General features: G+C 40.4%; 14 protein-coding genes. All 14 read right to left on the minus strand.

Annotation, left to right across the window (positions count from 1 at the left end; all coding sequences use genetic code 11):
* Positions 1-31: 31 nt before the first annotated feature.
* The 14 genes from LQ188_RS12195 to LQ188_RS12260 all read right to left on the minus strand — a co-directional run bounded on the left by LQ188_RS12195 (position 32) and on the right by LQ188_RS12260 (position 16,732).
* A complete protein-coding gene (locus tag LQ188_RS12195) occupies positions 32-742 on the minus strand; it encodes a demethylmenaquinone methyltransferase (protein ID WP_101222421.1) in 711 nt (236 codons plus the stop codon).
* A gap of 3 nt (positions 743-745) precedes the next feature.
* The gene (locus LQ188_RS12200) at positions 746-1,576 is read right to left on the minus strand and encodes a heptaprenyl diphosphate synthase component 1 (RefSeq protein ID WP_101222422.1); all 831 of its coding nucleotides are present in this window, start codon (positions 1,574-1,576) and stop codon (positions 746-748) included.
* A 246-nt stretch (positions 1,577-1,822) separates the two neighbouring features.
* Positions 1,823-2,071 carry a trp RNA-binding attenuation protein MtrB gene (gene mtrB, locus LQ188_RS12205; RefSeq protein WP_076365643.1) on the minus strand — a complete coding sequence of 83 codons (249 nt, stop codon included), beginning with the start codon at positions 2,069-2,071 and terminating at the stop codon, positions 1,823-1,825.
* 20 nt (positions 2,072-2,091) lie between these two features.
* Positions 2,092-2,658 carry a GTP cyclohydrolase I FolE gene (folE, locus tag LQ188_RS12210; protein WP_063233209.1) on the minus strand — a complete coding sequence of 189 codons (567 nt, stop codon included), beginning with the start codon at positions 2,656-2,658 and terminating at the stop codon, positions 2,092-2,094.
* Between the two features lie 299 nt (positions 2,659-2,957).
* Positions 2,958-3,230 carry an HU family DNA-binding protein gene (locus LQ188_RS12215; RefSeq protein WP_034308023.1) on the minus strand — a complete coding sequence of 91 codons (273 nt, stop codon included), beginning with the start codon at positions 3,228-3,230 and terminating at the stop codon, positions 2,958-2,960.
* Positions 3,231-3,734: 504 nt separating this feature from the next.
* Positions 3,735-5,213, minus strand: coding sequence for a stage IV sporulation protein A (spoIVA, locus tag LQ188_RS12220; protein ID WP_101222423.1), 1,479 nt, complete (start codon positions 5,211-5,213; stop codon positions 3,735-3,737).
* Between the two features lie 232 nt (positions 5,214-5,445).
* Positions 5,446-6,171, minus strand: a complete 726-nt coding sequence (locus tag LQ188_RS12225; RefSeq protein WP_101222424.1) for a hypothetical protein — start codon at positions 6,169-6,171, stop codon at positions 5,446-5,448.
* A gap of 13 nt (positions 6,172-6,184) precedes the next feature.
* On the minus strand, positions 6,185-6,382 hold the full coding sequence (locus LQ188_RS12230) for a DUF2768 domain-containing protein (protein ID WP_101222425.1): 198 nt from the start codon (positions 6,380-6,382) through the stop codon (positions 6,185-6,187).
* A gap of 693 nt (positions 6,383-7,075) precedes the next feature.
* Complete coding sequence (locus LQ188_RS12235) at positions 7,076-8,449, minus strand: putrescine aminotransferase (RefSeq protein WP_230176955.1); 1,374 nt, start codon at positions 8,447-8,449, stop codon at positions 7,076-7,078.
* Between the two features lie 302 nt (positions 8,450-8,751).
* Positions 8,752-10,857, minus strand: coding sequence for a sigma 54-interacting transcriptional regulator (locus tag LQ188_RS12240; protein ID WP_230176956.1), 2,106 nt, complete (start codon positions 10,855-10,857; stop codon positions 8,752-8,754).
* Positions 10,858-11,558: 701 nt separating this feature from the next.
* On the minus strand, positions 11,559-12,893 hold the full coding sequence (locus LQ188_RS12245) for an APC family permease (protein ID WP_101222427.1): 1,335 nt from the start codon (positions 12,891-12,893) through the stop codon (positions 11,559-11,561).
* Positions 12,894-13,272: 379 nt separating this feature from the next.
* Positions 13,273-14,325 carry an NAD(P)H-dependent glycerol-3-phosphate dehydrogenase gene (locus LQ188_RS12250; protein ID WP_101222428.1) on the minus strand — a complete coding sequence of 351 codons (1,053 nt, stop codon included), beginning with the start codon at positions 14,323-14,325 and terminating at the stop codon, positions 13,273-13,275.
* 16 nt (positions 14,326-14,341) lie between these two features.
* Positions 14,342-15,652: a ribosome biogenesis GTPase Der gene (gene der / locus LQ188_RS12255; RefSeq protein WP_101222429.1), complete on the minus strand. Its 1,311-nt coding sequence runs from the start codon at positions 15,650-15,652 to the stop codon at positions 14,342-14,344.
* 459 nt (positions 15,653-16,111) lie between these two features.
* Positions 16,112-16,732, minus strand: coding sequence for a hypothetical protein (locus LQ188_RS12260; RefSeq protein ID WP_101222430.1), 621 nt, complete (start codon positions 16,730-16,732; stop codon positions 16,112-16,114).
* Positions 16,733-16,789: the final 57 nt, after the last annotated feature.

Genomic DNA, 16,789 nt, shown 5'->3' on the forward strand with positions numbered 1-16,789 from the left:
TTCCACCCAGCTTTGTCCATTGCTATTATGCTTATTTTGAAGGCTTGTACCCGAAATGTGTTGCTGCTACCCCACCGAAATGGGCCTTATAACTGACTTTTTCCATTCCCGCCTGCTTGAACATGTTTTCAAGCTTTTTCATGCCAGGGAAATCCCGAGCCGATTCTTGCAGCCATGAGTATTCACTATAGCTTTTTGCGAATAATTTACCGAACATGGGCATGATGAAACGGAAATAAAAATAATAGCCCTGTTTAAAGCCAAGCATCGTAGGCTGTGAAGTATCCAGGCAAACGATCATTCCACCCGGCTTGGCTACCCTGTTTAACTCTTTAAGCACTTTCATGTAATCGGGGACATTCCGCAGCCCGAAACCGATCGTGACATAGTCAAAGCTATTATCCTCAAAAGGAAGCTCCATTGCATTCCCATGCATAAGGGACACTTGCTCTAGATTGAGTTCATTTACCTTTTGTTCGCCGATTTTCAGCATGTTCTTACTAAAATCCAGACCAACAACCTTTCCTTCTGGTCCTACTTCATTAGCAAGGGCAATGGTCCAGTCCGCTGTTCCACAGCATACATCCAGTGCATGGGCGCCTTTTGGGACATTCATGATGGCCATTGTAGCCTTCCGCCATTTAAGATGCTGTTTAAAGCTGATGAGGGAATTCATCTTGTCATAATTTCCGTAGATCTTTTCAAAGACATGATGAACTTTTTGCTCTTTAGACTGCTCCATGATTCACCCTTCTTTCACATATGAATTTGCTATACTCTCTGTTTGTTCCAAGATGGCCTTCACTCTTTCAAGAAGTTCATCATCCAACTTTGCCAGCTTCCGCATCGAGCACTGTACGGATTGCCTGGCATCCCTCAGGCACTTGTCGAATTGGGTGCGTACCTGTTCTTCTTTTTCCGAAATGGTAACTTCCCCGCCAATCGAGTCATCGAGAGGCATTTCCCTTAGGACATCAAAAACTATCGATTGCCCCGACTCCATATAACTGCTCTTCTCGGCATGCAACCGTTTTAAAAGCAGCAGATCTTCCGCTACTTCTATCCAGGCAGGCTCATTATAGTAATCCGCGAGTTTATGAATCAGGGAAGCCTCGATCGCTTTGATCGTCATTAAAAGCGTTGGGACATCATTAATGGACCCTTGTTGGTAAAGAATGATTTTATTGTCATTTATTTTTTTTATTGCGCTCGAAAGTATACGGATCATATCAACATTACCTACACTGGCAAGCACTTGATAATATAAGCCACTATAGTAATCACCGGCAAGCACTTGTAATTGACGATTTTTCAATACCTCGGGCAACTCGGTTCCTTCTCCTGAATTCGAGACGATTTCATGGGTATCCAGAGCTATTTGCACTAACATGGTTGAAATGATGTATTGATTGCGTTTTTCGCTTAAAACGTCCAAATCGTTAAACAATCCCCAAAGCAATATCAGTTTATCTTCGTCCAGGCTTGGCTTTTGTATATACTTCAATAAATATGGATGTTGAGCTTTCGTTTCTATTAATCGCTTTAATTGCCTTATGTCGTCCGTTATGTTTAACAATTGAGATCACCCTTGCATCCCCGAAAGATAATTTTTTTCATACATATTGGTTTCTGTCTGTGTAAAATACACATTATTATACCATAAAAACAATCAGATGAAATGGTCAACGTTTATAAAATGAAACTTCCAAAGGTAAGGAAATTATCGACTTTTGCTCTTCAAAAAAATGGATGCGGGAAATTTACAGCTTGTTAAACGTGATATCAGATGATTGATTTACTAATTAACCAAGTATTGAGAATATCATTTGTCAGGTGAATTCTTTTTGGAATCACTTTCTATCTCGCCGAATGGAGTATAGACTTTTGCATGGCCCCTGATTTTAATTGCCGAGGTATGTTCCGTGAATTGTGCGATCATCACCTCTCCTGAGTCAAGTTTTTCGGAGTGATGAAACTTGGTGTCCGTTCCCCTTGTCAACCCGATGACGTTCACACTATCCTCAATGGCTTTGATTACGACAAAATCATTCAAGATCTTTTTTTCATTCATTTTTTCCTGCCCCCATGTCCTTAGTCTTTAATGAATGCCAGCACTTCAGCTCTAGTACGATGATCCTTCGCAAAAGTTCCCCTTACAGCTGAGGTCACTGTTTTAGATCCAGGTTTTTTTACACCTCGCATGGTCATGCACATATGTTCAGCCTCTACTACAACCATTACACCATGAGGCTCGAGCTTTTCCATTATCGAGTCAGCAACTGTGGAAGTGATGCGCTCTTGAAGCTGCGGACGCTTCGATACAGCCTCAACCGCCCGTGCCAATTTACTTAAGCCAGTCACTTTTCCGTTTTTCGGAATATATGCTACATGGGCTTTCCCGTAAAAAGGGACTAAATGATGTTCACATACTGAGTAAAACGGAATATCCTTTACAAGTACGAGTTCTTCATGGTCCTCTCCAAAAACAGTATCGAAATATTCCTTTGGATCCTGATTAAGTCCAGAAAAAATTTCTTCATACATTCTGGCTACACGGCCAGGAGTATCCAGCAGTCCTTCCCTCGTTGGGTCTTCCCCTACAGCCTCAAGAAGCATTTTAACCGCTTCTTCCAATTTGGCATGATCAACATTAGCCATTTTTGTACCTCCTAAAAAATCAATAATATTATGTATTCAGATAAAAAATCCAAAGCGCGTTGCACCCGGATATCCATAATTGCAATTATTAAAGAAGACCCCTACATTGAGCCCTTGAACGGCAGTTTCGCCGGAAGCGGTTTTTGGATGGTCATTTCCTTGTGACGGATTAACCATCTACAGCGTTCCTAAAATATTCACTGTCTTTTATATTATCACAGATGGAATTTAAGAAGCAAAAAAAGGGCCGCGTTTTCACGCGGCCCTTTTCGGTTAAGCACCCGTATGTAATGGTAGAATTACTTCACTGCATCTTTCAGCGCTTTACCGGGTTTGAAAGCTGGCACTTTGCTAGCTGCAATTTCGATTTCGTCACCAGTTTGTGGGTTACGGCCTTTACGAGCCGCACGTTCACGAACTTCAAAGTTACCAAAACCAATCAATTGGACTTTATCACCGTTTTTTAGAGCTTCTAAGATTGTATCAAAAACAGCATCAACAGCTTTTGTAGCGTCTTTCTTAGAAATTTCAGTTGCTGTAACAACTTCATTAATTAATTCTGTTTTGTTCATGCCATTCACCTCCTCCCAAAAGGAATCTTTATAAAAAATCATTATTACAACACTATAATAGTGATTTGATATTAGCTTCGGTCCAAAATTTTCATTCCCTGGCAATCAAGGATTACCAAGCCGAATTGATTTCCAAATAATTCATACGAAAAGTTTATAAATACCGTTGAAATCGCTGTTATAACGCGTTTTCTGTATGTAGATTATCACAAACCCTATTAGCTTAGCAAGGGAATTCAAAAAATAATGGGAATCTTTTCATTAATAATTGTATATATTATAAATTTTGTCTTTCGCTATTCATCATTTCCCTTTTTTATAGAAATTAAACTTATTATATTGCTGAAAATCGCTTAACCACAGGGTTTTTTCAAGATTATACTAAAAAACAGCAGATTATTTCAAATTTTAGCGCTCATAAATGATATTTTTCTTGTGATCCTGAGTATTTCGCATGCAAAAAGACCAATCCATAAATGGAGTTGGTCCAGCTTTTAAACATTTTTATAAGATGATGGCAATCAATCCCCCACTGCCCTCATTGATAATCCTCTCCAGTGTTTCTTTCAATTTGTAGCGGGCATTGTCAGGCATCATCGCTAATTTCACCTGTATGCCTTCCCTTACATAGGAACTTAGGCTTCTGCCAAAAATATCTGAGTTCCAAATGGAAAGTGGATTGTCTTCGAAATCCTGCATCAGATACCGGACTAATTCTTCACTTTGCTTTTCAGTACCGATGATTGGCGAGAATTCGGATTCGACATCGACCTTGATCATATGGATGGAAGGAGCTACGGCTTTTAGCCTGACACCGAATCTGGCTCCCTGACGGATGATTTCCGGTTCATCAAGACTCATATCGTTGAGGGAAGGGGCTGCGACACCATATCCTGTTTGTTTGACCATTCTCAATGCATCGGCCACCTGGTCATACTCTGCTTTGGCATACGCAAAATCCTGCATTAAAGATAATAGATGATCCTTGCCCCGAATCTCCACACCGACAATTTCCTTCAGAATATCATCATAGAGTTCATCAGGGGCGTATAGGTCGATCTCTGCAACACCCTGCCCCATCTCAATGCCTGCAAGCGCTGCACGGTCAATGAACTCGAATTCATTGAAATGACCGACAACACGATCTACATCCCTCAGTCGTTTAATGTCCTTGACGGTCTCTTTAACCGCTTCCTGGTAACTTTCCCTCAACCAATGATCCTCGCGCAAAACCATTACCCAGCTCGGAAGATTAACATTGACCTCGAGAACTGGAAATTCGTACAGGGCCTCGCGGAGTACGCTGTAAACGTCCGATTCCCGCATACCTTCGACACTCATGGCCAATACAGGGATATCATACTTTTCCTGCAGGGATTCCTTCAGGGCTATCGTATTCGGGTGGTGAGGCTGAACGGAATTGACAATCATGATAAATGGCTTGCCAACCTCCTTCAATTCTTCGACAACCCGTTCCTCTGCCTCTAAATAATCACTTCGCGGGATTTCTCCTATCGACCCATCCGTCGTAACGACCACGCCTAATGTGGAATGATCCTGAATTACTTTGCGAGTACCGATCTCAGCTGCTTCATTGAATGGAATCGGCTCTTCATACCAAGGCGTGTGAATCATCCGGGGACCATTTTCATCTTCATACCCTTTAGCCCCAGGTATTGTATAACCGACACAATCGACTAAGCGGATATTCACGTCGAGACCTTCAGCCACTTGAATCGATGCTGCCTGGTTCGGTACGAATTTGGGTTCCGTCGTCATGATCGTCTTTCCAGCAGCACTTTGAGGCAATTCATCCTGTGCCCTTGCGCGGTCCGCCTCTGACGGAATATTCGGAATGACGACTAGCTCCATGAATTTTTTAATAAATGTGGATTTCCCCGTCCTGACGGCACCGACCACCCCCAAATATATGTCGCCACCGGTCCGTTCAGCTATATCTTTAAAAATATCTACCTTTTCCAAGGTATCCCCTCCCGAATTAGAGTTTTGGGATTTCGTTTATCCATTTGCATTTATTTAGGACAATATATATCTATGATGTTGTCCTAAAAATTTATTCCAATTATTTCCCTGGTTCAATCCCTTCCTCCACCAGAAATTTTATATAAGGGTTGTTATTTTAAAAGTAAGATGAAATAAAGATAAAAGAAATAACCCTTCCCCTACAATATATTTTGTAGAAGAAGGGTTATGCCTATTTTGTAAGAAATATTGGATTTTTTGTTTTTTCATCAATTGTATATGGCAATGAATAGGCAGGGACGAACTCCGAACTCTGCACCAGCAGTTCCCGGATATCTTCACCTGGCTTCATTTCCCCCTCATGTTTCTTCAATGCCTCAATTAAATCCGGGGTATAATCAACAAAAATACTGCCTTGACCATCAACTACGAGATATAAGTCTTTTTGTGAAAATGGACTCGTGACCGTCGGAGCTTCCTTCAGGCCCATTTTTTCATAATCAAGCGTGAAGACATTACCGGATAACCTTTCCTTAAATGGCGGATATCCGTTGCTTTGCTGATAGGCAGTCAATCTCAAGGAAACATCCTGAATCTTTTGCGCCATCCTGACATCCAACAGCTTTACGGTCGGATCATTTTCAACATTAACGAGGATGTATTGAAAGACGCCTCCTGATTCAAATGCATTGTCCGGCGGTTCAGCCATATACCTCGGTGAAATCTTTGAAAACTTTATGACATATTTTTGATAAATCGGTGTATCAGCATCTTTTGTAACGATGGGCAGTATGCCACCTTCATCTTTCTGAAATTGATCCACTGCACTTTGGACGGATTGTATTTGCTCTTTATAAGGCAATTGGTTTTGCATTTTTTGCTTCTCTGGATATAAGCAGCCAGATAATGATACAGAGATGCAAAGTAAACATAATATTTTGAAAAAATTTCTCATCATTTCTCCTCACCTATCAAGTGGTTGGCCCGCTAAGAACAACGATAAGGATGATCAATCCGGCCAGAATCATAAGTATGTATGCGATAATTGCTGTCAAGACTCTCCAAAAACCTTTTAATTTATAGCGGCTTAAGTAAATTAGAAATATAGAGATAATCATAAAGCCCATCGCTATAAAGGATATCCACATTTTTTGCAGAGCAGGTGTCATATCTTCATCACTCCTTTTTCCAGAAATTATTATAACATACCAAATTACGTTAAAGGAATTAAATCCTTTTCCAATCTGGGTAATTCCCGTTTTCATGACGCATTTTCATGAAAAAAACTATAAAACGGGAACTAAGTATAGTAAAAGTGATTTCCATACCTCCTCCCTCCAAGCAACAAAAAAAGCCCAAAGGCTGTTTCAGTTTATAAACAAACTCGATAATAACTGAGTTTGCCGACAATTTTTTAAGGTGTTTAAAATTTACCGTTGATTGGAACGCAGGGCACTCGCTTTCCGCAGCCGGTCTTTGGAGCCTCCCCGGTGCTATTAGCGCCTGCAGGGTCTCTCTTGGACCGCTTTCCCCGCAGGAGTCTCGTACCTTCCGTTACTCCTTAATTAGAAGGATGAAAACTTGAGGTGATGAGGGTACCTTTGATCAGCTTGAAATGTTTACTTTAGACCACCTGGTGCAGCAAACCATTTGGTTAGTTAGGCTGCCATTAATGTAAAGAAGATGGCCGACTGGACTTGACGAAGGGTAGAAATGGTCTAAATAATGACCTTGGAGTGTTCACTATTCCTAAAATTGCTACAAAGCAAAAAATAACAAAAAGGTTTCGGAATAAGACCATTCCGAAACCTTTTTATCTAAAATCCGAATCAGCCCAAAGGCTGTTTTTCTGCTTTTTTAAATTAAGATTGAAGCGTCGGCAAGACCTCTTTAAACGCTTCAATGACTGTATCGACTTCATCCAACTTAATAGTCAATGACGGCTCAATCCTGATTGTTTTGGAATTGATAAGCGTACCTGCCACCAAGATGCCTTTATCAAAGAGGGCTTTTGAGAATTCATAACCCACTTCATCTTTATGGAACTCAATACCAATCATCAATCCTTGGCCGCGGATTTCCAAAACCTTATCTTTGTGCTCAGCAGCAACTTCCCTTAACCCATTTAGGAAGTATTCACCAACTTCTGCAGCACGCTGCGGTAAGTTTTCTTCCAAAAGTACGTCGATCGTAGCAATGGCCGCAGCACAAGCGAGTGGATTTCCTCCAAATGTAGTTGTGTGCATGAATGGATTGTCGAACCAGCTTTTAAACACTTTCTCATTGGCTACGACAGCCCCTGCAGGCATTACTCCGCCGCCAAATGCTTTCGCTAAACAAATAATGTCCGGAACAACATCATATAGCTCAGAAGCGAACATTTTACCTGTCCGTCCCATCCCTGTTTGCACTTCATCCAAGATCAATAACGCATCATATTCGTCACATAATGCACGAACCTGCTTTAAATAATCTTGCGGAGGAAGAATGACCCCTCCTTCACCTTGAATAGGCTCCAACAGCACAGCAGCAACATCTTCACCGACCAATGCACAACTTTCAAACGTTTTTCTCATCATATCCAGATCACCGAATGGTACATGACGCACACCTGGTACCAACGGGATGAAAGGTTTTCTGAACATGCCCTTTGCCGTTGCCGATAGGGAACCAAGGCTTTTCCCATGAAATGATTTTGTCGTGGAAATGATCGTGAATCGGTCACTGTACATTTTAGCCAGCTTAAGTGCAGCCTCCACGCTCTCGGTACCGCTGTTCGTAAAGAACGAGTATTTTAGATCTCCCGGTGTGATTTCGGCAAGGATCTTGGCAAGCATTGCACGTAATGGATCAAGTAAGTCCTGGCTATGAAGGGCTTGTCTTTGCAATTGATCGGTTACGGCCTTTACTACTTTAGGGTTACGATGGCCAACATTATAAATACCAAAGCCACCTAAACAATCAATATATTTTTTTCCATTTACATCGGTAAAACAGGAATCTTGATCAGACCACTCCACGGAAGCGAATTGCGTGTCTTTAGTGACCGTCTTCCGATATTCCAAAAATCCAGGGTTTACATGGTTACGGAAATTCTCGACCGTTTCTCTTGTTACCCACTGCGCGTCTTCTTTTGAAATTTCTTTTTGTTCGATTAATTGAAGCACTTTTTTAATATAATCTTGGGTTGCTGATTGGTTAGCTTGAGTGTTTTTACTTTCTACGTTAATTGACATTTTATAAGCTCCTTTTTTTTATAACTTTAGTGGATGGTTAATTGAGATTGCTTCTTTTATAAACTTTGATGCTTACCTCCCTTTTTTCTTATACTTACTTATCAAGCAAGAACCATGCCAAGTTAATTTACCAACAAAACAGCATTCTTTTTGTTAAATTACGTTATAATTATGCAAATTTGCATAACGATATTTCAATTTGCATAACCATCCTTGTAAATCATCAAAAAGACTGCCCAAATGCTACTATAAAAATAAAAGCCGTTGACAAGCGATTTTCATCACTCGGCAACGGCTTTTATTCAATATGCATTTTTTTCGATTTTCTTACTCTGTTCAGCTAACACTTTTTGATACTTCCTGCTCACTGACGATTGACTTATCCCGAGCGCTTTTGCCGCTTTGGTCGTAGTTTTATACTGTTTCATGGCAAGCATGATCAATTGCTCTTCGACATGATCCTGTGCTTCCTGCAGCGGAAGGATTCTCGTAATGATGGGTTTCGATTGTTTAAAGTCACTGCCCACAGGTATGAACCTTTGAATGAAATCAGCATCGATCGTCTCTTCATCAGCAGAAACAACCAATCTTTCAATCATGTTCTGCAATTCACGGATGTTCCCCGGCCATGTATAGACTTCCAGGATATTTAATGCATCAGGGGAAAAGTGGTAATTCCGCTGATACCTTTCATTCAGTTTTTGCAGGAAATGAAAGGCTAGTGGCGGTATATCCTCCGGCCTTTCCCTTAAAGGGGGCACATGTATGGGTATGACGTTTAATCTATAGAATAAATCTTCTCTGAACGTCCCCATCTCGACCATTTTTTCCAGACTCTTATTCGTGGCCGCAACAATTTGAACATCAATGGAAATGGGTGTAGTGCTGCCAATCGGAATCACTTCCTGTTCCTGGAGGACCCGCAGTAGCTTGACTTGCAGGTGTATGGGCATGTCACCCACTTCATCAAGGAATAAAACACCTTTATTGGCCTGCTGAAAGTATCCTACCTTCCCATTTTTATCTGCTCCTGTAAAGGAACCCTTCGTATAACCAAACAATTCACTTTCGAGGAGGTTTTCCGGAATCGCCCCGCAATTTATCTTTAGGAAAGGCTGCTTGGACCGCCTGCCCATTTTATGAATGGCTTCGGCTATCACTTCTTTACCTACTCCCGACTCCCCGTTGATCAATACGGTTGATGAGAAATGAGCGATTTTCTTGACTTGGCTGATTATCTGCTCCATTTTAGGACTTGCAAAAACCAACTCTTTATAAAATTGATCCTGTTTTTTGAATGAATCCAGTTCTTTCCTCATTTCATTTAATTCAGATTTCAATTGTGTCGTTTCCGTTATATCCCTTGATGCAATGACTATTCGATCTATATCCCCTTTTTCATTGAACACAGGGGTGCCGACGGAAAGGACTTTCTTATTCATTTTCGTATCTTGGACAATCGATACTTTCTTTTTTTGTTCAAGGACTAACCGGGTGACCGAAGGATTAAAAATCCCTTCATCTTCTAATTGCAAAAGATTCTTCCCAATATAATCTTTTAAATCCTTACCCCAGAATCCTGAGATGATGCTGTCACTATAACGCAGCAGCTCTCCTTTTTGATTGACTACAAGTATTTCATCATAGATATTCGCTAAAATGGCATTCAAGTCTTTATTCGAGCTTTTTATCAATTCTATTTCCATGGCCATTTCCTCAACCATCGGTAAATCCTGAACGATGATGATCAGGCCTTCAACTTCTTTTTCATGGTTCAGAATCGGGCTATAGTCGACAAGCACACTCATGACATCAGTAATCTCCAACTGATTCAGAATACTGCTCCCACTGGCAAACACGCTATGTATATGCTGCTTATTGAAGATGTCCGCAGCAGGTTCATTTAGGACTTGTTCAGAAGGCTTTTTTATCATCTTCAAGCCTGATTCATTGAAGTTCACGATATTTTTTTCTTTATCAGCTACAAAAATCCCCATAGGTATGGAGGTTAAAATAACATTTAGCAGGTCTAAATTCTGTTTGCTGTCCTGCTTGAATAATTCTGCTAACACATCTTCCCTTTTTACATAACCGGTAAGCAGGCCATCATCCGTTTTTATCAGCACGATAGGTTCTCCGATAATTTGAAACAGAAGCGGCAAGGATATGTTAGGGGTTAATTTACAGACATTATCAATCGAAAAAGCATACTGTAAAAGCTGATCGACTGTCGTTATTTTTTCATTTAACGGGAGGTCATCCATGCGGATATACGCAAACACATGATTTTCCTTCATAAGAAAGAAGAAAGGTTCCTGTATCTCATGAATTTTTTGGTCTGATAATGTAGGCTGATCAATTGTAATAGTTATGAATGGTCTTATTTTATCATCCGGAATAGATAACACAGTTTCACTCTCCTTTTGTAACCTAACCTATATTTTATCACAATTCTGAATTGCTAGATAAGAAATAACATGTACGATTACTCATATCCAGCATTTACCTTTATCCATTCCACAACAAAAGGGTCCTTTAACGGACCCTTTTGACCTAAAAACCTGCTATGCACTCTAGACTTATTTTATAAAGGATCATTCACCTTTTCTTATTATTCCTGATCAGGATAGATAAAGCGATGAATATGATAATGAAAAAGCAGCCTTAGTACAGAACTCAGCCGGTTTCACCTATATCATATTGATAACAGTCACAATAATCAGTAAATTCAACACCTATGCAAAAGCCGGTACAGAAGGTAAAGCTGCTGAAAAGAAAAATGCTGAACAAGTAATTGCCCTTTGAAATGAATAAATAATCCATCTAAGAAAACCGGCATATGTATTGATGGAACTTTGCGCATACGCTTATACCGAACCTGCCGCAGGAATGACCTTTTCCTTCTGTCCATAATATACGCTGTGAGAAGCATCACCATTAAAGCGAGCAGGCAGGCCTCCGGAACCATTCCATATGACATCTATGCAGCAATCCAATTTGCGCTAAATCACTGTTGCTAATTCCATGTACAAAAAAACGAATAGAAAGACCTTTTCATTTTCTAATCAGCGATATTAAACCTCCTTCGTTCATGAAGTGAGTAAATTCACTATGCCTCTTCAAAACGGAATAACGGAGGGGATTCCGTAAACCATTTTGTTCGATACAGAAGATAACCAATCCCAATTACCGCCCATACAATTCCTAGGATCAATGAACTCGTCTCGAGATTAAGCCAAAGGATGAAGACCGATGCAGCACCTAAAACCGGGGACAGAATTGTTGAAAGAAATCCTTTAATCGTTCTGAAGCTTTTGTTTCTTATTGAATGGACGATTACACAAATATTCACGAAAGTAAAAGCAATTAATGCCCCGAAGTTTATGAGGGAAGTGGCGGTAACCAAATCAAGGAATAAGGCAACCAATGATATGGACCCGACAAATATGACATTAAAAAATGGCGTGTTGTATTTTGGGTGGACAAACCCAAATAGTTTTTTCGAGATCATTTGGTCACGCCCCATGACATATAGCAACCTAGAAACACTAGCATGGGATGCAAGCCCAGAGGCAAGTGTACCGCATAAAGTTCCTGCAAGAAAGAAGGCTTGAAATAACTTCCCGCCCACAAAAAGGGCTATTTCCGGAGAAGCTGCTTCTGGATCGCTAAAACGGGAAACATCCGGGAAAAATAACTGTGTAAAGAATGATGCCGTCACAAATAAAACCCCTCCGATAAGGGCGGTCAAAAAGATGGCCCGGGGAACCGTTTTAGATGGATTCGGTGTTTCTTCCGATAAAGTTGTGACAGCGTCAAACCCCAAGAAAGAAAAACACAGGATTGTAGCACCAGTTATGAGCGTCGACATCTCCATATGATGCCCGAAGAATGGCTGAACCGATAAGACCTCTCCAGTCCCTTCTCCACCCATGACCCCTTTTACGACAAGCGCCACAAATATAAGGATCACCAACATTTGAAAAAATACAAGGAAGCTATTAAAGTTGGCTGCAAAATTAACATTGAATAAGTTAATGCCTGTCATTAAAAGGACAAATGCCACCACCCATATCCACGGGTACACCTCCGGAAAAAGAGCGGTTAAGTATATTTTTGTTAATATGCCATTCACCATCGGTAAAAATAAATAATCAAGTAACGAAGACCACCCGACAAGGAAGCCTAAATGTGGATTGATCGTTTTTTGTGTGTAAGTATAGGATGAACCTGCCTGCGGATAAATTTTTACCATTTTCCCATAACTTGCGGCAGTAAACAACATCGCTAAAAGAGCAATGACATAAGCGGTTGGCACATGCCCCCCCGTTTTTTCGGAAACTATCCCAAATGTATCAAAAACAACCATCGGTGTCATATATCCAACACCAAGCAATACGATATGCCACAAGTTTAAAGACCTTTTAAGATTACCTGTTTGCATGTATCATTCCCCTTCCTTTTTTAGCGAGAAAAGTTAACCAACTTTTCTGGCCTCCCTTATAATTCTTTGGTCATATTACACCTCGCAATTTTCATACCAAAAAAAATAGTCGATTTATAACAAAAAACAAGGAAATATGTAGAATGTTTTATGCAAACTTGAATAACCTATTCAATTATTCATAATAGAACAGATGATTTTTTGCCCATAAAAAAAAGCAGAAGATATTAGATATCTTCTGCTCATTTGACTAAATCCCCCGTGCCGAGGTCAAATTACTAGTTTACTTTCGTTGCATTGTATGCTGATACACGGCAAGGCGCATCATCAAATGCCTAATTTAATGAAATTCTTTTATAAAAATCAACAGATTCGGATTTCAATCGTGCTGTCTGCTATCCAAAATGTTATAAAGTTCTTCCATTTCATTCGTTTTTGAACGATTCATCAAGAGGTCAACTGCCTTTTTCACTTCTTCCCCATTGAATAAAACATCGTACAGGGCTTCAGTGATCGGCATGTTCACTTCGTACTTTTGAGCTAGTTGATAGGCGGCTTTAGTGGTTCTGACACCTTCAACGACCATACCCATGTTTTCCAAAACTTCTTCAAGCTTTTGCCCTTTTCCAAGCATATTCCCAGCTCTCCAATTACGGGAGTGTACGCTTGTACAAGTGACGATCAAGTCGCCAATCCCAGCTAAACCTGAAAACGTAAGCGCGTTAGCCCCCATGGCCACCCCTAGACGGGATATTTCAGCCAATCCTCGTGTCATTAATGCAGCCTTGGCATTATCCCCATAGCCTAAACCATCCGTAATTCCGGCAGCCAATGCTATGATGTTCTTTAATGCCCCTCCGATTTCAACACCAATCAAGTCCGGATTTGTATATACACGGAAATTATTATTGATGAAGATGTCCTGAACCCTTTCGGCAGCCTTCATATTCTTGGAAGAAACGGCAACTGTTGTCGGGTGACGTAGACTGACTTCTTCAGCATGACTCGGTCCTGAAAGAACCACTATATCTTTAAGCCAATCCGCCGAAGAGACTTCTTCAATCATTTCCGATATACGAAGCAGGGAATCAGGTTCAATCCCCTTACTTACATGAACGATTGTCAATGGCTTATCATGAGCCTCTTCAATCTGACCAAGCACTTCCCGGTAGGCTTTGGTCGGCACAGCCAAAATTATTATTTCAATCCCGACCAATGCTTCCTTAATCGAAGAATAACCTTTAATCCCCAAAGGCAATTCAATCCCAGGCAAGTATTTTTCATTCGTATGTTTTTGATTTATTTCATTGATTTGATTCTGATTATGTCCCCACAATCTCACTTCATGCTGGTTATCAGCGATCACGAGCGCTAAAGCAGTTCCCCAGCTCCCTGCTCCGATCACTGCGATACTTTCTTTATCTTTCACCATGGTATAACCACCTTTACTATTTTCTCTGACGTCCAAAAATTCGTATTGGTGTTCCTTCAAAACCAAAGGCATCCCTAATTCGATTTTCTAAAAATCTCTCATATGAGAAATGCAATAACTCCGGATCGTTAACGAATACAACGAAAGTTGGCGGCTTGATCGCTACCTGAGTCGTATAATAAATTTTCAAACGGTTGCCATTATGTGTCGGTGTCGGATTCATCGCCACGGCATCCATGACCACTTCATTCAATACATTTGTCTGAACCCGGATAGCATGATTCTCACTAGCCTGATCAATGACCGGTATCAAGGTATGTGTCCGTTTTTTCGTTAAGGCAGAAAGATAAATGATTGGCGCATAATCCAAGAATAGGAAATGGGCACGGATCTTCTCTTCAAAATCCTTCATCGTTTTTTCATCTTTCTCGATGGCATCCCACTTATTGACGACGATGATGACCGCCCTACCCGCTTCATGGGCATATCCGGCAATTTTTTTATCCTGCTCACGAATTCCTTCTTCAGCGTTCAGGACTACAAGAACAACGTCTGAACGTTCAATTGCCCTTAATGCACGAAGTACGCTATATTTTTCCGTGCTTTCATACACTTTACCTTTTTTCCGCATACCTGCTGTATCAATAATGACATATTCTTTGCCATTGTATTTATACGGAGAGTCAATCGCGTCACGAGTCGTACCTTCAATATCACTGACAATGACACGTTCTTCACCTAACAATGCATTGACCAGAGAAGATTTACCTACGTTCGGTCTTCCAATCAAACTGAATTTAATGACATCATCAGCATAATCCTGGCCGTCGAATTTAGGGAAATGTTTAGCCGCTTCATCCAGAAGGTCACCAAGACCAAGTCCATGAGACCCGGAGATTGGGAATGGATCGCCAAAACCTAACGCATAGAAATCATAAATTTGATCCTTCATTTCTGGATTATCTACTTTGTTTACTGCAAGGACAACTGGCTTTCTCGATTTATAGAGAATCTTAGCGACTTCTTCATCAGCAGCCGTTACCCCTTCACGACCATTCGTCATAAAAATTATCACATCAGCTTCGTCGATGGCTATTTCAGCCTGCTGGCGAATTTGTTCCAGGAACGGCTCGTCACCGATATCAATTCCACCTGTATCGATAATGTTAAAATCATGTGTCAACCATTCACCAGAACTATAAATCCTGTCCCGGGTCACTCCAGGAACGTCTTCGACAATCGAAACCCGTTCTCCAACTATTCTATTAAAGATTGTCGATTTTCCCACGTTCGGACGACCGACTATCGCAATTACCGGTTTTGGCATTGCTCTTCACCCTTTCTGCTACTATATCTCTGTCAAAGTCACGAAATTCATGAATGCATTTATACGGTTGCTTTGCATTATTGATTTTCATTATTTCCTTTTAAAGGAAAGAGCTGTATCCATCATCATTTAAAGGAATCTTTCATCAGTAAAAAATTCGCAACTGATGTTCATTTAAATGCAAGTATTCACGGGCAGTTTGTCCACTTGACGCCCCAATTCCTGAGGTGACGTGAAGCTGACCCTCTGCTTGCTCAAACTTGATTATAAACAGCCCAAAAAAATGAAGAAAGCTTCGGCATACGGCTTCCTTTTTTATTGTTTAGAGCATTTTACGATTATCTACAGACCTCTAACTATCCTATAGTAACAAATTTCTCGCCAATCAACAATGATTGTATGAATAAAAGCCTTCTAATTCCAGTTTGCACCATTTTGATAAATTTTTCACCATACTCTTCATTGATTAAAATTCTCTTTTCCTTGTTTTGATAAAAATCTCGATTGAGAAATTGAATAAATGTATTGGCCAGCCAGTTCCAATATTCTCCACAATATGTTTGCGCCCAAAACCAGCACTGCATTATCATGCCATGCGTAAGCAAGGGCCACATAAGGTAAAGAGTGGTAAGCAAGCAATCCAGAATATATGATATCTCCCATCATCATCCCAATTAAAAGGACGAACAATCGATGTTTCCAATTTTTAAAAAGTAATAGGATAAGATAATTCAGGAAAATACACAAAAGATAAATCGGTTTCATGATGAGCCATATCGGATCAAGCAAAGAAAAAAGTTGAAAACTGGCATAAGCGAGAGTGATAATAAGACTTCCGCTGATCAGTTCCATCATCTTGATGATTGATTCCTTCCTAATATACACACACAGTATAAAGAAAAGATACGGCCCGCTCAAATGCACGGAAACCAAGGGAGCATCCAGTTTATAGCCAGCTAATACCATAACGGCTAATAGATGAAATAGAAAATCAAAACGAAAGGGAACCGTTTTCGGAATAAAAAACATGACAATGACCCAAACTATCCATGAAATCCAATAAAATATTATTCCATCCATGCAGCGCCCCCCTTTTAGGAACATTATGGCTTGTTTATTCAAAGTATAAACGTATAG

It is taken from the genome of Peribacillus sp. Bi134 (genome assembly GCF_918698065.1).
Taxonomy (GTDB): Bacteria; Bacillota; Bacilli; order Bacillales; family DSM-1321; genus Peribacillus.